The sequence below is a fragment of the Luteolibacter sp. LG18 genome (assembly GCF_036322585.1).
Taxonomy (GTDB): domain Bacteria; phylum Verrucomicrobiota; class Verrucomicrobiia; order Verrucomicrobiales; family Akkermansiaceae; genus Luteolibacter.
Genome location: NZ_AP024600.1, coordinates 3157520 through 3176194, shown reverse-complemented (window position 1 = coordinate 3176194; position 18675 = coordinate 3157520). Strand labels below are relative to the sequence as shown.

Sequence of the window (18675 nt, the reverse complement as noted above, 5' to 3'; positions counted from 1 at the left end):
TCTGGACAGACCGGCTAGCTCCACGTAGTTCACCCGGCGTCGCGACACGACAAGGCGGTCCGGCTGACAATCCTTCAGGTTTTTGGGTTTTTCCTAAGGATAATCGGCCGGGCCGCTTCTTTTTTCCCTCGTGTCCCATGTTCCGCCGCAGGCGAAGTCGCGTGAGTTTCCAAACTCGCGCGTGGGACGATCCGCGAACACCCGTGCAGGTCCGGTGTGCCTATGAGAGGTCATTCAGGCGGACTGGATGTGCACGAATGGTGGGACGTCCACCCACTCACAAGTTGAAAACTTGTGCTACCTTGGCTCCCCCTCATCGGTGAGGAAAGGGCCACCTTTCTAACAGGATTGTCGCTGTTCAGCGGGCCGGGGTTCTGCTCGATTGGGGCCCTATCCCCATGAAGAAACTGATCCCCATCCTCGGTTCCGCCTTCCTCCTCCTCGCCCACACCGCCTCGGCGCAGGCGACCCGCACCTGGGTCTCCGGCGTGGGTGACGACGCGAACCCGTGCAGCCGCACCGCTCCCGGCAAGACCTTCGCCGGCGCCATCAGCAAGACTGCCGCCAAGGGCACCATCAACGTGCTCGATCCCGGCGGCTTCGGCGCGGTGACGATCACCAAGTCCATCACCATCGATGGCGGTGGCGTCGAAGGCAACATCCTCGCGGCCGGCGTCAACGGCATCATCATCAACGCCGGCGTGGACGACGTGGTGATCCTGCGCAACCTCCAGCTCTCCGGCGCCGGCACCGGCCTCGCGGGCATCAAGATCATCTGCGCCGGCGCGGTTTACGTCGAGAACTGCCGCATCGAGCGCTTCGCCACCGGCATCCAGGAAGTCTCCACCGCCTCGGGCGGCACCCAGGTCTTCATCAACAAGTGCATCATCCAGGAGTGCACCACCGCCGGCGTCAGCTTCGCGCCGACCGGCACGGTGAACACCGAGTCCACCATCGAGAGCACCCGCATCCAGGGCTGCGCGGTGGGCCTGTCCGTGGGTTCCCGCTCCACCTCCACCATCAACGATTGCACCATCTCCCAGAACACCGCCGATGGCCTGCAGCGCCTTGGTTCCGGCGGCACCAAGGGCGTGATCGACTCCTACCGCAGCAACCGCGTCTTCGGCAACAGCCCGGACGGCACGCCGACCTCCTACCTGCTGGCGAAGTAAGCGTTTCGCCCCACTCATTCCCGAACACCCGCCGGCCGAGAGGTCCGCGGGTGTTTTCGTTTCCGGGGTGGAGAATGTAGCCGGAAGCTCCGCTTTCGGATTGTCTCCGCCAGCTCCGTTGGCGGGAGTGGTCAGGCCAAGCGACGCCCACCCCGCGAAGAGGGAAAGCGGAGCTTCCCCCTACATTCTGAAAGCGGAGCTTTCAGCTACATCGCGTGGCGGGGCCGCGGTCCGCCCGCCATTCCACATCGCCTGGACCCGGTAGGCGCCCGCGGCGAGCTCCGGCCTGTAGCAAGCAGCCGCCCCGGCGGTGGTGGTGGATTGGTAGTCCGTGCCGTAGGATTGCCCGAGCACCGGTGGCCCGTCGCCCTACCGGGCTTGGAAACAGGCGTAGATCGGATGAGGACTGGTCCTGCGAGGGAGATCGTGAACCTACCCAACCCACGCTCTCCCGAGCGCGGCTACGCAGCGTGCGACCGCGGATGTGGGTAAAGGTCAGGGCATGCTGGAGCAACACGATCGGCGAGCTAGTGGGAGATCGCCCTTGAGTGGCTGGACTCGGGGCCGGCGAGCCAGTAAACGATGGCGTCGGCTTCATCGACATGACGCCGGCGGGTGGCAAATCCAGCGAAGCGCTCCGACAGGTGAAGGGGTGAGGTCTCCGCCCAGACTTTTCAAATGGCAACGAAGCGCAAAGGCACCTATCGGAACGCGGCAGGCCAAGAGGCGGTGGTGTGGTTCTACTCCGATGACTCGGCCTGGATCGAGGTCGGCGGCGGAGGCTTCATCGTGGAGAACACCGATAGTCCCTTGGAGACGGTCGATGGCATCCTCGCGAAGAAGGGCTACACGCTTGTCGAATTGGAAAAGGAAGCCCCGTCCTTCGATGATCTGAAACGCTTGTGCCTTCCGGGAGCGAAGGGCACGGACACCGAGTTCCTCTGGGCGGCGTGGTCCCAGGCGCGGGAACTTTCGATGAGCCCCGGCGAACTGTTGTCAGCCGTGCCGGAGATGACACTCCGTCCGCTGAAGGCCGCGGCACGGAATCTCGCCGCCGATCTGGACGAGGACGCGCCGGGAATCGTCGTCGGGACCCAACTGGCACCGGAGTTCACCGATTCGCCCGGGTTTATTCCGGCGGAGTTCATCCGGGGCCTGGCTGGGAAGTGAAGCCGATGGGAGAGGTGCGCATCCTCCCCGCCCACGTTCTCCCGAACGCGGCCACGAAGAACGGGCTGGGTGAAATCACGGTTGCGATCGGTGGATCCGAGTTATCGTTTTCCATGAGACCAATCCTAACATTTTCCGCGCTGGCCTCCGTGCTGCTTCTCAACGCCTGCATGGTGCCCGCCGATCCGGCGCCGAAGATGGACAGGCCGCAACTCAAGACGGCGGCACAGGTGGATGTGAAACGCTACGCGGGCAAGTGGTACGAGGTGGCGCGGTATCCGCAGTGGCTCCAGAAGGACTGCGCGAGCGCGGCGGCGGAGTATTCGCTGAATGCCGATGGATCGATCACGGTGCTGAACACGTGCATCCGCGCGGACGGTTCGAAGCGCTCGGTGGAAGGCAGCGCGGTACCGGTGGATGGCACGAACAGCCGGCTGAAGGTGCGGTTCGCGAAGACCTGGTATGCGGCGGCGATTCCGGTGCCGAAGGAGGGGAACTACTGGGTGATCGACCTGACGCCGGACTACCGGCATGCGATCGTGGGGACACCGGACCGGCGCACGCTGTGGTTCCTTTCGCGCTCGCCTTCCCTTTCGAAAGCCGAGTTCGCGCGGATGAAGAAGGTGGCGCGTGAGCAGGGATTCGACCCCGGGCGGCTGGTGATCGACGCGCACACCCGGATCGGAAACTGACCCGCGGCCGGAAACGCAATCGGCGGATGCCGGAACGGGGGGATTCCGGCATCCGCCGATCAAAACTGGTCGGGGGGAGTGGTTGTCTTCCGGGGGGAGAAGGCCGGCGTCCGGTGGGGGGGAACCTCGCGCTGACAAGTGAAGACTGCCACATTTTCGGCCACAAGGATAGTACGTGATCACGTTGACGTAACTCCGTAGGCGCGCCGGATGTCGGAATCCTACCGGACTGGGGCGCTCGGATACAAGCGGAGGTAAAAAACGGGGATATGTTCGCTGAACCCTCCCGCCGCATGAAATTTCGCGCCCTCCTAGTCCTGTCGATCTGTTTCACCGCGCTCCAGGCGGCACCGGAATCGCGCGTGTGGACGTCCAAGGACGGCAAGACCCTGGAGGGCGTGTTTCTGCGATCGGACAAGGCGACGGTGACGGTTCGCCGCCCGGAGGGTCGATCGGTGGACATCCCGCTGGATCGGCTGAGCGACAAGGACCGGAGCTATTTGGAGGAGCTGGCGAAGCAGCCGGAGGCGGCGGTGGCACCCACGAAGGAGGCGGCCCAGCAGGGGCATATCACCTACAAGCTCTCCGGAGGCTCCGAGAATTGGCCGGAGGACCGCCGCAAGCGGATCGTGGAATCGATGGAGAAGGCGGTGGCGTTTTACAACGCGCACTCGGACTTCAAGAAGGCGCTGACGGCGAACAACAGCCCGGGCACGCCGACGGCGGATGGGAACATCAGTGGCTGGATCAATTTCGGCGGCCAGATCGGCTTCCGCGTGACGCTGCATGAGATGGGCCACACGCTGGGGATCGGGACGAACGGGAACTGGCAGAAGAACATCAAGGACGGGCTGTGGACCGGGAAGCACGGGCTGGCCCAGTTGAAGGAGTTCGACGGGCCGGACGCGGTGCTGCACGCGGACCGGATGCATTTCTGGCCGTATGGGATGAATTTCGACAACGAGGCAAGCGAGGTGAACTACCTGCGCCACGTGAAGATGGTGGTGGCGATGTGCAAGGACATGGAGTGAGAGGTTCGGGCTTTCAGGCGGGGCCGAGGCGGCATTAGGGTCGCAGGGTGGCGAACGAACGACGATCGAAGGGATGGCGGCGGCTGTGGACGGTGACCGGTTGGCTCACCGCCGGGGCGTTCGCGGTGCTGTGGTGGCGGGAGTCCGGAAAGGAGCCGGTGGTTTCGACGCCCGCGCCGGTGGTGGTCCGGGAGGTGAAGGAGGTGACGCGTGTGGTTTCGGCTCCGCCGGCGGTGGAGAAGAAGGAGATGGAGGAGAGCGGATTGGCGAAGGCGTTCCGTGAGTGGTCGGTGCGGCCGGAGCTGAAGGGGGCGCTGGTGGCGCTGTGCGTGCTGGATGAGAAAGGGCAGACGGTTTATGCCTCGCCGCTGGCGGAAACGGCGCTGTGTCCGGCCTCGGCGATGAAGACGGTGACGACGGGGGCGGCGTTCGCGCTGCTGGGGCCGGAGTTTCGTTTCGAGACGACGCTGACGGCGAACGCGAAGCCGGATGCGGCAGGCGTGCTGGACGGAGATCTGGAGCTGGTGGGTTCGGGCGATCCGACGCTATCGCGCGAGGATCTGGAGGCGATGGCGGATGCGGTGGTGGCGAAGGGGGTGAAGAAGATCAACGGCGGGATCGTGGTGAACACGCGGGTGTTTTCGGCGGAGCCGGTGAGCGAGCACTGGAACTGGGGCGACATCGGGAATGCGTATGGCGCGGGGCTTTTCGGGGTGAACGTGGATCACAACCGGCTGGTGATCGCCTTTGACGCGGCGGGGAAAGAGGGAGGTCCGGCGAAGCTGACGGGATCGAATCCGGCGTTGAAGGGCATCTGGTGGGACAACACGGTGACGACGGGTCCGGCGGGCAGCGGTGACCAGGTGACGGTGTTTTCCGAGCCGCGGGGTCGGGTGGTTTCCCTGCGCGGAACGGTGCCGCTGGGGGAAAACGGGTTCGCGGTGGGAGCGGCGATGCCGGATCCGCCGGGGTATGCCGAAGAGGTGCTGCGGGCTCGCCTGGTGAAGGCGGGGGTGAAGATTTCGGGCGGAGCATCGCGTCGCGCGGAGACACGGATGGAATTGGCGCGGCATGCATCGGCGGCGTTGCCGGAGATCGTGGATCACCTGCACCGGGTGAGCGACAATCTGGAATCGCAGGCGCTGTTTCTGACGATGGGCAACCTGAAGCGGGAGGATCCGGCGAAGGTGGTGCGCCGGTATTGGGAGGAGGCGGGCGTCGCGTTCGAGGCGCTGCGGATGGTGGATGGAAACGGCCTGGCGCGGGCGACGATGATCCGGCCGGTGGATCTGGCGCGAGTGAACTGGGCGGCATCGCGCGCGGCGACGGGCGAGCGGTTCGTGAAGAGTCTGACGGGCAACGGCCCGATGCGGTCGAAGCGCGGGGCGATGTCGGGAGTGAAGACGGAGGTGGGTTTCCTGCAGATGCCGGACGGGCGGCAGCGGGTGTTCGCGGTGATGGCGAACGGACTCGATGTGGAGGTGGATTTCTGGTCGGTGAGGATGCCGTTGTTGGAAGCGGTGCGGACGGTGGAGTGACGGCGGGGTTGGCCACCTGTTCCATGGCGGGGCGGGACAGCGGATGGGATTCTACGCGCATGCCGCTGGTGCGGTCCGGATGGCCGGACCGGCCGCGGTTGAACGAGAACCCGATCCGTTTCCACGATGCCGATCCTGCCGAATCCACCGCTGCTGACAGCCGACAACACCTATGAGATCGCCGGCCTGTTGCCGGGCGAGGAGTATTTGCTGACGTTCAAGGGGACGTTCGGAGGGGCCACCGTCGAACTGCAGTGTGTGAACGACGTTCTGGGGACCTACACGCCGGTGGATGGCGGGGCGTGGGACGGCTACGGCGCGACGGAGGTTCGCTACGTGGCACCTAGTAGCAAATCGCGGCTGGTGGTGACGAACGCGGACACCGACGGGACGACGTCGGTGGCGGTGACGCATGTGCCGTTGCGCTGAGACGGAGGCACTTTCCCGATTTCATTCGAAACCCCTATACATCCATGTCCGGTATTCTCCAACGATCTGTCCCTTCGACCGCCAATGTCTTCACCGAACCCCAGCAGTTCAACGCCCAGGTGACCCTCGCGGGGCAGACGGCGGATACGGGGGAGAGCGCGATGACTCGGGATTTGGTTGATGCACGAACCATGCCCTTCCCTTCCAGACAATTGGGAGGCTTGCCTCCCTACCGCTTCTTTGACGATTTCATCGCGCAGAGCGACATCTCCGAACTTTGGACCTGGTCAACGGCCGGTGGTTCTTCCGGTTTCGGTCGGCAAGGCGACATTGCTGGTTTCTCTTCGCGGGCATTCGGAGTCGCTGAACTAGTGGCATACGCCAACTCGAGCTACACGAGGTGCTTCTATAATATGGCCAGCCCCAGCAACCTACCCGGTTTGCGCATGGAAGCGGTATTGGCAATTCCCGATCTTTCTTCCACCGCCATGAGTTTCGGAGTCGCGGGCGGTGGCGGAGCGTTCCAGCTCCTATACGACTCCACAAAATACAGCGGCAACTGGCACATCTACGATTCCGACGGCGGCTATTTCAATACCGGCATTGCCGCTACAGCAGGAGACTTCAAAAGCGGCGATCGTTGGAGGGCAATCGTCGAAAGGCTCGGCCCCTACAACACCTCGATCACACTGGAGCGTGCCGCTTGGAATAGCGGAAACTGGTCGTCAATCTACACGACCGTTTACGGTCACGATTACAGCATGGGACGTTTCTTTCCCATAGGTCCCATGATCGGTGTGACATCCACCACATCCTCCAGTCGGTCCGTGCGTTTCGACTACGTGGCATACAGCCATTCGATGAAGAGATGACGCCAACCTATTGTATGAAAATCCGTCTTATTTTTGTTGCGGGCCTTTGCTCCTGCTCTGTCCCGTCAAACCCTGTTCCCACGCCCCCACTTCCCAAAACCCTCGAAGTCACCCCTTCCGTGGCGGGGATTCGCGTGGGGTTGGAGAGGGCTGGGGAGGCGAATACGGCGTTGAAGGAGAAGAATCGGGCGATGGTGGCAGAGGTGGAGGCCTCGGGGCGCTTGGCCAAGGTCACGGCGGATGAGGCCCGCCGTCTGGCGGAGGTGGGCACTGCGGATCAGGGGCAGCTTACCTCATTGGCTGAAAACGCGCGCTCGGTGCAGGAACGCAATGAGATACTGGAGGACGCGGCGAGATCGGCGACGCAGTTGCTCGACGAGCAAGCCCAGGCTCTCGGCGAGGCCCGGGCCGCTCAAGCTGACGCCCTGGCGGCGGCGGCGACCGGCGATGCCGCACAGCACATGTTGTCACAGCAAGTGCGTTCCGTGTCCGGCCAATACCAGCAGGCCGAAAGCGAACGCCAGCGGCTCGCGGCCACGACCGCCGTAAAGGACGCGGCGATCAGCCGACTGCGGCTGTGGTTGGCGGGCTCGTTGCTGGCGATCGGCGGGTATCTCGCGCTCCGGCTGGCGAAGCTCACCCCGTGGGGACGCCTCACTCTCTTCTGGATTCCTTAACCAATGAAACCAACCGACATGACCAACCTGCCTCTGTTCAACTACCTCCGCCGTTACTGGCTGCTGATCGCGGTCTTCTCCGGCTTCGCGATCATGGCACTCAACGACCGCGTGTTCGCCCTCGTCGGCACCTTCGCCTACGCGCCCGCGCTAGTGACGCTCGCCGCGCTGTGCGCGCTGCTGCTTCGCAACGTCTTCAACGCCGAGACCTCGGACGCGGACGTGGACAACGGCCTCTACACCGATGCTTGGAAAGCGCTCTCGCCGATCGAGCGCGTGCGGCTGACCTTCTGGCAGTGGATCGCCTATTTCCTCGGTGCCTGTCTCATCGTGGCCGCGATCGCGAAATGAATGCCCTGATCAAAACCTCGATCGCCATCCTAGCCATGGCCGCACCTCCCGCCATGGGGGTGCGAAAGCCCGCCACCAGCGGCACGTTGAACGAACGCCGCTGGCAGGAGGCCACCGTGAGGCCCGAGTGGATCATCCCGCTCGACAAGGCGGTGGCACGCTACCGGCGCGACCGGGTCCGCTACTCGGCCATCGAGCGACAGCGCAAGAACGGCGTGCCGGCACCCGTGGTGTTCGCGCTCCACGGCCGGGAGTCCGGCTGGGACTTCACCTGCCATCTCCACGAAGGCAGCCCGCTCACGCACCGTACCCGCTTCATTCCAAAGGGACGTCCAGTCACCGGCGAGCCGCCCTTCACCTTCGAACAAAGCGCGGAGGACGCCTTGTATGTCCTCAAGCACGAGAACCGCGTCGACTGGCGTTCCACGGATTCGGCTCTCACCGCCATCGAGGCATACAACGGCACCGGCTACCTGCGCTTCCATCCGGAGGTTCCGAGCCCCTACCTATGGAGTGGCACCACGCTCTATCAACGCGGGAAGTACGTCGCAGATGGTAGATTCTCCGCCACCGCGGTCGACCGTCAACCCGGCTGCGCCGCAATCCTGATGCGGATGCGCGACCGCGGTCTCCCCCTTCCCTTTCAGCCATGAGCCCTGCTCCGAAAAAACCGCCCGTGTTCAACCTGAACTCCGCCCTCGCCTTGCTCACCATCACCGGCATCGCGGCCAGCGGCCTGTATTTCCTGGCTCCGCTCAAGACCTTGCCGGACGACATGCGCGGCGTCCGCAATGACATGAACGAAGTCCAGCGCGTGCAGGCGGTGCAAACACAGGCCCTGCAAACGCTGGCCGAGGTCGCCCGCGACAACCGCGAGCTGCGCCGGGACTTCGATCGCACCACCGCCGAGCAGGCCGCGACGATCAAACGCCACGACTTGGAGCTCGACGCGGTCCGGCACCGCTTGGAGCGACTCGAAAGCGCGCGTTAATCCTGGCTCAGGATGATGAACGCACACGGTGGCAAGGCCAGGCCGCCGACCGGTGCGGGATGGCCGATCTGCCCGGCGCGGCCTTCCACGGCAATCACCTCGGTGTCGTCGAAGTCCTCGCTGTATCCGGACCAATCGGCATTGAAACGCACTTTCCACTCTCCAGCCGCGGGCAAGGTGATCTCATAGAAATCGTGGGCCTCGGCGGTGAGGTTCATCACCACCACCGTGCTGTCGCGCGGGCCGCCCTCGTACCAACGGTTCCAAGCGATCACCTTCGAATCATGATTCTGGTGAAAGACATCGACATGCGCGCCAGTCAGTCCACGGGTCAGTCCATCGAGATTCCGGCGCAGGCGAATGAGGTCGTGAAAGGCGAGACGAATACCGCGGAACTTCCGCGCCTTCTCCCAATCGAGTGGATCGCGGTCATCGAACCAACCATCCTCCAGGAACTCCTGGCCTTGGAAAAACATCGGCACGCCCGGCGCGGTCAACATCACCCCGGCCCCTTGCAGGGCACGCCGGCGCGCCCACAGACTGTCGGGATGTTTCGGGTCGATCTCGGACACCATGCGGCGTCGGCCGTTCGCCACTTCGTCGTGCGACTCGGTGTAGATCACGCGGCGGAAGGGATCGCAGGCGTCACCGGGCAGGACCGCGGCGACGATCGCGCCGACATCACGCGCATCATCGACCGGATTCTCCAGCACCGCGCGCACCGGATGCACGAAGCCCGCCTCCCACTGGGTGTCGAACCCCGCGCCCCCCTCCTCCACCCATGCGGTGAGGGCGGCGTTGTTTCCCAGGTCCTCGGCGATGGAAATGACACGCGGCGAATGCAACTTCAGGTCCTTGTTGATCCACTGCAGCACCTGCCAGCCTTCGGGGATGTCCACCGACTCCGCGTTCTCGCCCTTCGAGCGGCGGATATAACTCACCGCATCGAGGCGCAGGCCGTCGGCGCGGAACTCCTGGATCCACATCAGCGCGTTGTCGCGGAGATACTGCCGGACTTCCTCGCGGCCATAATCCGGCCGGGTGTCGCCCCACGGGGTTTCGGAGCGCCAATCGTTGTAGAAATAGATCCCGCCCTTGTCGTCCTCGGACCAGCCGTCGAATTGCCACAGGTCGAGCGAATCGGGTCCGAAGTGGTTGTAGACCACGTCAAGGATCACCGCGATGCCCTGCTTGTGCGCCTCGCGGATCAACTCCTTCAGACCGTCGGGTCCGCCGTAGCTGGCCTCGATCGCGAAGGGATTGCACGGATTGTAACCCCACGACGTTTCACCGGGGAACTCGGTGGGCGGCATCAGTTCGATCGCGTTCACACCGAGTTCCTTCAGGTAAGGCAGCCGCTCGATCACCCGACGGAATGTGCCGCACGGTGTCTTCTCACCGCGGCGCACGCCAAAGGTGCCCACATGCAGTTCGTAAAGCACCACCTCATTGAGCAGCGGCGTCTCGAATTCCACTCCCTGCCAATCGAAAGCGTCGCGATAGATCACTCCGTTGCCCGTTTCCGGATCGGTGAGACGCACCCGCGGGTCGAGTTTGAGAAACGACTCCTCGCCCCGCGTGATGCGGAACTTGTAGTGATGGCCCGCCTTGGCTTTCGCGCAGAGGACGCTCCACGTGCCGCCCTCCTCGCGGGCCATCTCGATACCGGGATCGGCCCAGTCGTTGAAGGAGCCGGTCACATGCACCTGGTCGGCGTTCGGTGCCCAGACGCGGAAGAGGGTTCCCTCCTCCAAGGGGATGGCTCCCAGACCGGGGCAGGGCGCGGGTTCAGGAGGCTGGACCTTCTTTCGGACTCCGGTGCGTTTGGGTTGGATGGCTGGCGTTGTCATGGGGATATTTCCCGTTCTCCCAGCGATCCGTGTGCCCATGCATCATTCCGGCACAACGCATTCATTTCCAGAACCCCGGCCACCCTCTCAGGGAAAACCCTCACGGTGCAGCGCGCACGACGGCGGCAATTTGCACCCTCCCGGTCCGCGTTTTCCGCCATTCCCACCGCGCAACGTGCCCATTCGCGTTCGGTCACTTGCGCCATCGGCATAACGCGCTGACTGTGCAGGCGGCTATCCCATGAAAACGAAAAGCATCCCATCTGTCGAAAACCTGACTGCCCACGAACAGGCGGCTCAGAAAATCACCGCGCTACGGCGCAAGGGCATTCCCTGCCACCTCGAGGACCACCCGGACCGCTCCGGCCACCACCTTGAGATCGTCCAGGACGAAAAGACCGATCCCGACCTGCCACCGATCACCGGTGGATGAGGGACATTGAAACGATCCGGAGTTGAAGGCCGCCTCAGGTGGCCTTCATGGTGTCCCCGCATGAGCGAAGGCGCAGCTTTGAACCACGACATCATCGGCGACATCCACGGACGCTTCGACCGGCTGGAATCACTGATGCGGCTGCTGGATTATACCCACGACGGGGAATCCTTCGTCCCGCCCTCCGGACACCGGGCGCTGTTTCTGGGCGACCTGATCGATCCGAAGCCCGGCCACCACCAGCCCGGCGGGGTGAAGGCCACGCTGCACGCCGTGAAGGCGATGATGGAGCGCGGGCATGCCGACGTGATCCTCGGGAATCACGAGCTCAACGCGCTGTGCTTCCACACCCGAGGGCCGAACGGGAAGCCGCTGCGCATCCATGGCAGCCGGAACATCCGGACGCACCAGGGGACGCTGGATGATTTCCCGGACCATGAGGATCCGGCGGGCGAGTGGCGGGCGCTGTGGATGCCGTGGTTGAAGACGGTGCCGCTGGCGCTGGACTTCGGCTATCTGCGGGCGGTGCACGCGTGCTGGCATCCAGAGCATCTGGCGTTTTTGGAAGGGAAGTCGCTGGCGGACGACGGGTTCCTGCTGGCGGCGTCCGACAAGGCGAATCCCGAGGGCGAGGCGATCGAGGCGGTGCTGAAGGGGATCGATGTGCCGCTGCCGCCGGGCTACAGCTACGAGGACAACAGCGGCATCCCGCGGAAGCACTTCCGGGCGCGGTGGTGGGAGCATCCGGTGGCGGGGGTGACGTGCGCGGCGCTGGTGTTTCCGGCGGACGGGCGGATTCCGGAGCTGCCGGTGGAAGCGGGGGCACTGGGGGTGATCCCGGGGTATCCGGATGACGCGCCGCCGGTGTTCTTCGGGCACTACTTCCAGCCGGTGGACCAGGTGCCGGCGCCGGAGCGGGACAACGTGGCGTGCCTCGATTACGGGGCGTCGGTGGGCGGGCCGCTGGCGGCCTACCGGTGGCGGGGGGAACGGGTGCTGAAGCGGGAGAGCTTCGTGGAGGCGCGCTAGAGCGGGGTCATTTCGAAGAAGTCGAAGTCGGCGGTGCGGTGGGTGCCGCCGAGGTCCTGGACGCAGAGGCCGGCGAAGGCGCCGGTGAAGTGGAGGTAGTTTCCGTAGTCGTCGGAGAGCTTGGTGGCGTCGAGGATTTTACCGATTTTTACCCATGTTTCGCCGTCGGGGGAGGCGGAGAATTGGAGGGCGGAGTCGTGGATTTCGGCGCGCAACCAAACAGGTGGCCAATCGCTGACATCGAGGTCGTCGCCGGGCTCGTCGTAGGTGGCGTCGTCGGTGAGGACGAGGCCGAGGATCCTGCGGCCGTGGTCGTCGGCGGTGACGCGGAGGTAGTAGTGGCTACGGGTGTCGTAGTAGCACACCAGCCCGGCCATCTGGGTGTGGTGATCGGGGGAAAAATCGAGGCGGGTGGTGATGCGGCAACGGGTGGATTCGAGGCGGCGGGCGACGAGGGACTGGTGGAACCAGGAATGCAGCGAATCGCCGCCCTTCAACCGCAACCAACCGGGGCGGGCGGAAAGGGAAGCCCAGTCGTCGGTGATCGGGCGGCGCAGGGCACTCCATTCCGGGCCGAGGGCGGGGTCGGCGAAGTCCTCGCGGGCGGGAACGGCGGGCCACGGGGTGGCGGGGAGCTCCGGGGGCGCGGGGACCTCGACGAGCGGGTGGTGGCCGCCGTGGGCGAGGCGCAGCCAGCCGTCTTCGGACCAGGTCACTTTCTGGAGGCAGGTCTCGCGGCCGAGGATGCAGCGGCGGTCGACCCCCTGCCCCAGCGGTCGGCTGGCGAGGTGGGCGAGGTACCACTCGCCGGATTGGGTCTGGACGAGTTCGCCGTGGCCGGCCTTCTGGAGCGGCTGGGATTCGTCGTCGCGGGTGGTGAGGACGGAGGGCTGGGGATCGAGCTCGTAGGGGCCGAGCAGGTTCCGGGAGCGGGCCATCGAGATGCCGTGGTTCCAGCCGGTGCCGCCCTCGGCGAGCATCAGGTAGTACCAGCCGTCGCGTTTGTAGAGGTTCGGGCCTTCGGTGAGGATGTTCTCCTTCACCAGGATCTCGGAGCGCGGGCCGACGAGCGTTTCGGAAACGGGGTCGTATTCCTGGAGGACGATGCCGGCGAAGCGGTAGCGGCCCTTGCGGAAGTCCCAGCGCATGTTGAGCAGGTACTTGCGGCCGTCGTCATCGTGGAAGAGCGAGGGATCGAAGCCGATGGAATCGAGGGTGACGGGATCGGACCAGGGACCCTCGATGGATTCGGCGGTGGTGAGGTAGATGCCGATGTCCTTGAAGGGCCGGCCCATGCCGGTGTTCCGGATGTTGGTGTAGATCAGCCAGAACTTGCCATCGGCATAAGAAAGGGACGGTGCCCAGACGCCGGCGGAGTCGGCGATGCCGCGGAGGTCGAGCTGGGAGGTGCGGGTGAGAGCGTGGCCGAGGGTGCGCCAGTGGACAAGATCACGGGAGTGGTGGAGCTGGACACCGGGGAACCACTCGAAGGTGCTGGTGGCGAGGTAGTAATCGTCCCCCACCCTCACGAAGGAGGGATCGGGGTGGAAACCGGGGAGGACGGGGTTGGTGATCACGGGCGTCGCCATGGGGGACATGGTGCCGGATCGGGGAGGCGGGGGCTATTGGATGATTGGACGAGGGGGAGAGAGGGGGAAGAATTTGAGATTTGAGATTTGAAATTTCAAAGGAAGAAGAGGGATCGGGCGGTGATGGGGTTACGGCTGGGAGACGACGACCTTGAGGAACTTGCGGGTGGCGCCGTTGGCGGGGGCGGTGAAGCGGATGCGGGTGATGCCGTTTTCGGTGCCGAGGATGGTGCTTTGGCCGGCGGCGGGGGTCCACGCACCGGAGAAGCCGGTGGACTCCATGACGGAGAAGGTGAGGTCGGCGGCATCGGGGCCTTTCCGGTAGAGGATGCTCAGCAAGGGGGCGGAGGGATCGACGCGGGGCAGGATGTCGGGGTCGGCGGTGTTGGGGTTCCCGCCGAAGGCGCGCTCGCAGAGATTCGGGATGCCGTCGGAGTCGGGATCGGCGGCATCGCCGGCGATGGCGGAGTTGTTCCACTGCGCTCCGAAATAGGCCTGCTGCCAGGTGACGGCGGCGGATTGCGGGGTGTAGGCGAGGGTGATGGCAGTGGCGGTCTGCTGGAGCGAGAACGAGCCGTAGTTGGAAACCGGATGGCCCACGGAATCGGCGGTGACGGTGCCGAGCGTGAAGGCTCCGGTGATCGCGCTGCCGGTCATCACAGTCCAGGTGCGGGGCTGGTTCCAGAAGGCCTGGGTGAAATCGACGGTGCCACCGGCGGGGTTCAACACCAGATCGAGGGCGGCCCCCGCCGTGATGCCGACGGTGGCGGCGGCGATCCGGCTGGCGTCGTTGGCTGCCGTGCCATTGGCCGCAAGGGTCCACTTCACACGGGAACTGGACGCGTAGCTGAGCGCGCCGCCGATCGTCTGGGTGCCGGTGGCCGCGCCCGGGGCGTGGATGGCATTGGCGGCGAAGGTGACGGCACCACCAAGGGTGCCGGTGCCGGAAAGCGTGGCACCGCCGTCCACCGTCACGCTGCTGCCCGCGGCGAGGGAACCATCCACGCGGAGCTCGCCGGACTGGATCGCGGTCGAGCCAGTGTAGGTGTTCGCACCGGCGAGGACGAGCCTGCCGGTGCCACCGCTTTTCGTGAGGTAGCTGATGCCGCCGCTGGTGGTGTCGGTGATGGTGCCGGTGAAATTGAGCGTCTTGCCGGTGGCCACATCGATCGCGGCGGAGGTGTGGCCGAATTTCACATTGGCGGCGCTGACGGTGGAATCGGCGGTGACCGAGAGCTTGTCGGTGGCGTTGTCGAAGCGCCATGAGCCGTAGTCGGTGGCTCCGGTCGCGAGGGTGGCGAGCGTGCCGCCATTGAGAATCACGGTGCCGACGCCGACATCGCTGGTGAGCCCGCCATTCGCGACCAGGGTGCCGCCGCTGTTGACGGTGATGGTCTTTTCCTTGGTGCCATCCCAGCCGAAGAGACCATTGGGCCCGGAGCGCAAGGTGCCGCCGTTGTTCACGGTGATGGTGCCCGCGTAGCTCAGGGCGCGGTTGGTGGCGGCGTTGCCCGGGTTGGTGTAAAGGGTGCCGCCGTTGACGGTGACGCTGCCGGTGAAGGTGTTCGCGCCGTTCAGGTTGAGGGTGGCGGCGTTGCTCTTCACGATCGCGCCGCTGCCGGAGAGAACGCCGCGCAAGGTCTGGTCCAGCGCGCTGTCATCGGTGAGGGTGCCATTGACAGTCACGGGCATCCAGTGGTCGCCGTTGTTGAAGCGGCCGTTTCCGGCGAGGCGCAGCTCGCCCTTGAGGACCTGCATCTCGGCATTGTGGGAGTTGTTCGGGTTCGTCAGCACCACGGTGCCGCTGTCGTCCTTGAACAGGATCCCGACGATCGGATTGCTGTCCATCGGCGCGGTCTTCAGGGTGTCCCCGGCGGCGGGGCTGTTGACCGGGGTGGCGATGGTGAGGGTGGTGCCGGCCACGGGAGAGAGGAAGCCGCCGCCGGGACCAATGCGGATGCCGCGGTTGGCATCATCGAGGGTCAGGGTGGCGGTGGTGGAAAGGATGCCGCGGTTGAGTTCCAGCCAGGCACCACCGTACCACGGTGGATTCGCCCCGAGGTTCTCCTCCTTGCCGATGACCAGCGTGCTAAAGCGTCCATCGCCGATGATGGTCTGGCCGGTGTAGCCGGTATTGGTGCCGCCGAGGGTGACCGCGTTCTCCGAGTAAAGCAGGGTGCCGAAGCCGGTGATGGTGGACTTCAGGTCGATCCGGCCATTGCCGCCGCGGATGTGGTTGGTGGAGGAATTGATGACCGAGAGCGTGCCGGCGAGGCTCTGGGTGTAATTGCCGCCGGCCTGGATCACGGTGCCGCCGGACAGGCGCAGGTCGGCGATGGTGGTGGTGTTCGCGGCGGTGCCTTTCAGGAGCAGTGAACCATTCGAGACGGTGAGGGACTTGCCGGGGAAGGTGTTGTTCGCCCCGTTCGCCGGGGTGCGGAGGCGGCAATCGGCGGTGTCGTAGTCGCGGGTGGAAACAGGGGCGGCCCCGAACTCCCAGCTTCCGGAAACGAAGCCCGAGCTGCCGAGCGGATCGCTGGCGTAGAGGGTGGCCTTCGCGTCGTTCGGACCGATGCGGTAGTTGCCGGTGACTTCGCCATCGGCGAGGGCGACGCTCTGGATACGGACGTCGAGGTAGTCGATGTCCGCCATCGCGTCCGCGCTGTAGAGCGAGCGGCCGAGCCAGTTGTTCACGTCCTGTAGGGACGCGGAGTGGAAGGCGGCGTTCAGCGTCTTGATGAGCGCGCCATCCCGGAACCACTTGATGGTGGCCCCGCTGGAGGTATCGGCGAAGGTGATGGCGTAGTGGTGGAGATCGCCCGCGATGGTGGCCAGGGAGGAATCCGCGGTGACGGTGGAGGCCCCGGCGAGTTTCGCCTCGAAGCGCTGGCTGCCGAGATTGGAGCCGATGGCGGCGCTGAGCATCAGGTCATCGTAGGCGGTGGTGGTGCCCGGGGCGGCGCTGCCGGGAGTGCCGGTGTATTCGCCCGCGGCCCCGAGCCCATCGCCAGCGTCGGTGGTGCGGCCGATGTCGATCACGCGCATCCAGTTCTGCGCGGAGCGCGGGGTGGCCCACACCTCGATGGTGAAGCTCGGCATGGCGGAGAAGATGCCATTCGGCAGATCGAGGTAGGCGGCGATGGAGTCGGCGGCGGCATTGCCGGTGGTGCCGCCGGGCAGGCGCAAGGCGGTGCCGGTGAAGGTGGCGCCCTGGCCGCGGACGATGGCCTGCGCGCCCGCGACATCGTCCGTGATGACGGTTCCGGCCGGGGCGGCCGCGGCAGGTCGATTGAACTGCCAGCGGTGGGTGATGGAGCCGCGGGAGGAGCCGAACACCAGTCGCTCGGTGGCATCGGCGCGGCCCTGGGCGGAGGTGCTGGCCCTGTAGGCATCGTCGCCGCCGTAGATGGTGCCGCCGGTGCAATTGCCGGTGCCGAGGAGCTTCACGCCATTGAGCCAGATGTTCGGATTGGTGTAGTAGCCCTGCGCGCCGCCGCCGCAGTAGTTGTGGGCCATGATGGTCTTCGGGCTCACGGTGGCGTCGCCGTGGTTCAGCCCGAAATTGTGGCCGCCGGATTCGTGGGCGAAGACGAGGTAGTAGACGGAGCCGGGATTGTAGGCCGAGTATTTCCCCGGCTGCTGGGCGACGGCACCGATCGAGCCGCTGTCGTTGTTCGCACAAATGTAGGTGACGAGGTCCGCTCCGACGGAGTTTCCGTAGGCGACCACGTCCGAGATGCGCGAGTCATTCCCGGAGAGCCAGCCGACCATGCCGCCGGTGGAGGTGCGGTTGGTATTGTCCTGGCTGGATTGGTAGAAGCCGACGACCTTCTGGCGGTGGGGCGAGCCGCTGACGGCAGAGACATTGTTGGCCCCGGCGAACTGGTTGAGGACGTTCGCCTTCATCTGATCGCTGCCACCGGCACCGCTCATGTAGGTGTAGCTGTAGCCCACGGCGATGTCCGACTCGGCGGCACCGCGGGCGGTGGCGAAGGTGGCGAGCAGGACGAAAGCGACGAGGAGAAAGGCCGGGGCCTTGCAGGCATGATGCATGATCCTGGGTTTTCCAAGGTGAGGAGTTCAGTGGCTGGCTTGGGTGACGGCGTTCGAGCCGCAGGGCAGCGGGGCGTAGCGGTCGGGATCGATTTCCTTGAGGAAGACCTCGCCGGGCTCGCGGGCATCGGCGATGAGGTAGAGGCCATCGTCGGGGGAGATGATGTTGAAGGACTCGCAGCCGTTGTAGAAACCGACGGTGGCCATCGAGTTGAAACGGCCCTTCACGCGGCCGGTGACGGTGCCGGATCGCAGGCCCTCCAGGAGCTGGGTGCCGGTGACCTCGATCTCGACTTCCCGGCCATCGAGGGCGGGCAGCATGAGGGAGCGGAGGGAGGCGGCATCGCCGCCGACACGCTGGAGCAGCATGGGGACGGTCTCGTTCCGGTAGACGAGCTGGCGGCGCTTGATGCGGTCGTTCTCCTCGATCATGCGGATGAACTCATCGGGATTGTGGGCGATGTCCTTGATGACCTCCGGGTCCATCGCATTGGCGGCGGTCCATTGATGCGAACGGCTGGAGCGGGCGACGGCGAGGGGCCGGAGGACGACGTGATCCGGATCGAGCATGGCGGGCCGCGGGCTTGCCGTGGCGATCGTCACCGGTGCCGTGGGCGGCGGTGGCGTGATAGAAGCGGGGGTCGCACGCCGCGACGGGAGCCAGTAGAGCGCGGTAATGGCCGCGGCGGCGAGGAGGAGACACAGCGAGGCTTTTCCCTGGGGCGAGAGGTTCATGCGATGGGTTTGTCGGGTTCGGGGTTTCCCATGAACGTCGCGCATTCCCGCGAAACGCGGCAA

General features: G+C 65.3%; 17 protein-coding genes. 13 read left to right on the top strand and 4 right to left on the bottom strand.

Translation table 11 applies throughout. From position 1 onward, the window contains the following. Positions 1–398: 398 nt before the first annotated feature. From llg_RS13025 to llg_RS12975, 11 genes are all read left to right on the top strand, one after another. On the top strand, positions 399–1172 hold the full coding sequence (locus tag llg_RS13025; RefSeq protein ID WP_338285105.1) for a right-handed parallel beta-helix repeat-containing protein: 774 nt from the start codon (positions 399–401) through the stop codon (positions 1170–1172). A 678-nt stretch (positions 1173–1850) separates the two neighbouring features. Further along, positions 1851–2342: a hypothetical protein gene (locus tag llg_RS13020; RefSeq protein ID WP_338285104.1), complete on the top strand. Its 492-nt coding sequence runs from the start codon at positions 1851–1853 to the stop codon at positions 2340–2342. 113 nt (positions 2343–2455) lie between these two features. Next, positions 2456–3034, top strand: a complete 579-nt coding sequence (locus llg_RS13015; protein WP_338285103.1) for a lipocalin family protein — start codon at positions 2456–2458, stop codon at positions 3032–3034. Positions 3035–3327: 293 nt separating this feature from the next. Next, entirely contained in the window at positions 3328–4065 is a 738-nt protein-coding gene (locus llg_RS13010) for a hypothetical protein (protein ID WP_338285102.1), read from the top strand. A 47-nt stretch (positions 4066–4112) separates the two neighbouring features. Continuing rightward, a complete protein-coding gene (gene dacB / locus llg_RS13005) occupies positions 4113–5603 on the top strand; it encodes a D-alanyl-D-alanine carboxypeptidase/D-alanyl-D-alanine-endopeptidase (RefSeq protein ID WP_338285101.1) in 1491 nt (496 codons plus the stop codon). Between the two features lie 126 nt (positions 5604–5729). Continuing rightward, complete coding sequence (locus tag llg_RS13000) at positions 5730–6032, top strand: hypothetical protein (protein WP_338285100.1); 303 nt, start codon at positions 5730–5732, stop codon at positions 6030–6032. 44 nt (positions 6033–6076) lie between these two features. Further along, a complete protein-coding gene (locus llg_RS12995; protein ID WP_338285099.1) occupies positions 6077–6904 on the top strand; it encodes a hypothetical protein in 828 nt (275 codons plus the stop codon). Between the two features lie 140 nt (positions 6905–7044). Then, on the top strand, positions 7045–7581 hold the full coding sequence (locus llg_RS12990) for a hypothetical protein (RefSeq protein ID WP_338285098.1): 537 nt from the start codon (positions 7045–7047) through the stop codon (positions 7579–7581). Between the two features lie 3 nt (positions 7582–7584). After that, entirely contained in the window at positions 7585–7932 is a 348-nt protein-coding gene (locus tag llg_RS12985; RefSeq protein WP_338285097.1) for a hypothetical protein, read from the top strand. Beyond that, the gene (locus llg_RS12980) at positions 7929–8585 is read left to right on the top strand and encodes a hypothetical protein (RefSeq protein ID WP_338285096.1); all 657 of its coding nucleotides are present in this window, start codon (positions 7929–7931) and stop codon (positions 8583–8585) included. Before llg_RS12985 ends, llg_RS12980 begins: the two co-directional genes overlap by 4 nt. After that, positions 8582–8923, top strand: a complete 342-nt coding sequence (locus tag llg_RS12975; RefSeq protein ID WP_338285095.1) for a hypothetical protein — start codon at positions 8582–8584, stop codon at positions 8921–8923. Before llg_RS12980 ends, llg_RS12975 begins: the two co-directional genes overlap by 4 nt. On the opposite strand, the gene llg_RS12970 is transcribed toward llg_RS12975, so the two are convergent. Beyond that, entirely contained in the window at positions 8920–10773 is a 1854-nt protein-coding gene (locus tag llg_RS12970; protein WP_338285094.1) for an alpha-amylase family glycosyl hydrolase, read from the bottom strand. The genes llg_RS12975 and llg_RS12970 overlap by 4 nt on opposite strands. A 241-nt stretch (positions 10774–11014) precedes the next feature. Here llg_RS12970 and llg_RS12965 point away from each other — a divergent pair, with 241 nt between their 5' ends. Continuing rightward, the gene (locus llg_RS12965; RefSeq protein ID WP_338285093.1) at positions 11015–11206 is read left to right on the top strand and encodes a hypothetical protein; all 192 of its coding nucleotides are present in this window, start codon (positions 11015–11017) and stop codon (positions 11204–11206) included. Between the two features lie 60 nt (positions 11207–11266). Beyond that, a complete protein-coding gene (locus llg_RS12960; RefSeq protein ID WP_338285092.1) occupies positions 11267–12235 on the top strand; it encodes a hypothetical protein in 969 nt (322 codons plus the stop codon). Here the strand turns inward: llg_RS12960 and llg_RS12955 are convergent. The 3 genes from llg_RS12955 to llg_RS12945 form a co-directional block, all read right to left on the bottom strand. Then, complete coding sequence (locus llg_RS12955) at positions 12232–13824, bottom strand: glycoside hydrolase family 43 protein (RefSeq protein WP_338285091.1); 1593 nt, start codon at positions 13822–13824, stop codon at positions 12232–12234. The two genes, llg_RS12960 and llg_RS12955, sit on opposite strands and share 4 nt — an antisense overlap. Positions 13825–13953: 129 nt before the next feature. Then, positions 13954–17877 (bottom strand): autotransporter-associated beta strand repeat-containing protein, encoded by a 3924-nt coding sequence (locus llg_RS12950; protein WP_338285090.1) that lies wholly within the window; start codon positions 17875–17877, stop codon positions 13954–13956. 27 nt (positions 17878–17904) lie between these two features. After that, positions 17905–18612 carry a hypothetical protein gene (locus llg_RS12945; protein WP_338285089.1) on the bottom strand — a complete coding sequence of 236 codons (708 nt, stop codon included), beginning with the start codon at positions 18610–18612 and terminating at the stop codon, positions 17905–17907. Positions 18613–18675 lie beyond the last annotated feature (63 nt).

Coding starts and splice junctions, on each gene's coding strand:
- llg_RS13025 (WP_338285105.1), top strand. CDS start 399: ATGAAGAAACTGATCCCCATCCTCGGTTCCGCCTTCCTCCTCCTCGCC.
- llg_RS13020 (WP_338285104.1), top strand. CDS start 1,851: ATGGCAACGAAGCGCAAAGGCACCTATCGGAACGCGGCAGGCCAAGAG.
- llg_RS13015 (WP_338285103.1), top strand. CDS start 2,456: ATGAGACCAATCCTAACATTTTCCGCGCTGGCCTCCGTGCTGCTTCTC.
- llg_RS13010 (WP_338285102.1), top strand. CDS start 3,328: ATGAAATTTCGCGCCCTCCTAGTCCTGTCGATCTGTTTCACCGCGCTC.
- llg_RS13000 (WP_338285100.1), top strand. CDS start 5,730: ATGCCGATCCTGCCGAATCCACCGCTGCTGACAGCCGACAACACCTAT.
- llg_RS12995 (WP_338285099.1), top strand. CDS start 6,077: ATGTCCGGTATTCTCCAACGATCTGTCCCTTCGACCGCCAATGTCTTC.
- llg_RS12985 (WP_338285097.1), top strand. CDS start 7,585: ATGAAACCAACCGACATGACCAACCTGCCTCTGTTCAACTACCTCCGC.
- llg_RS12980 (WP_338285096.1), top strand. CDS start 7,929: ATGAATGCCCTGATCAAAACCTCGATCGCCATCCTAGCCATGGCCGCA.
- llg_RS12975 (WP_338285095.1), top strand. CDS start 8,582: ATGAGCCCTGCTCCGAAAAAACCGCCCGTGTTCAACCTGAACTCCGCC.
- llg_RS12970 (WP_338285094.1), bottom strand. CDS start 10,773: ATGACAACGCCAGCCATCCAACCCAAACGCACCGGAGTCCGAAAGAAG.
- llg_RS12965 (WP_338285093.1), top strand. CDS start 11,015: ATGAAAACGAAAAGCATCCCATCTGTCGAAAACCTGACTGCCCACGAA.
- llg_RS12960 (WP_338285092.1), top strand. CDS start 11,267: ATGAGCGAAGGCGCAGCTTTGAACCACGACATCATCGGCGACATCCAC.
- llg_RS12955 (WP_338285091.1), bottom strand. CDS start 13,824: ATGGCGACGCCCGTGATCACCAACCCCGTCCTCCCCGGTTTCCACCCC.
- llg_RS12950 (WP_338285090.1), bottom strand. CDS start 17,877: ATGCATCATGCCTGCAAGGCCCCGGCCTTTCTCCTCGTCGCTTTCGTC.
- llg_RS12945 (WP_338285089.1), bottom strand. CDS start 18,612: ATGAACCTCTCGCCCCAGGGAAAAGCCTCGCTGTGTCTCCTCCTCGCC.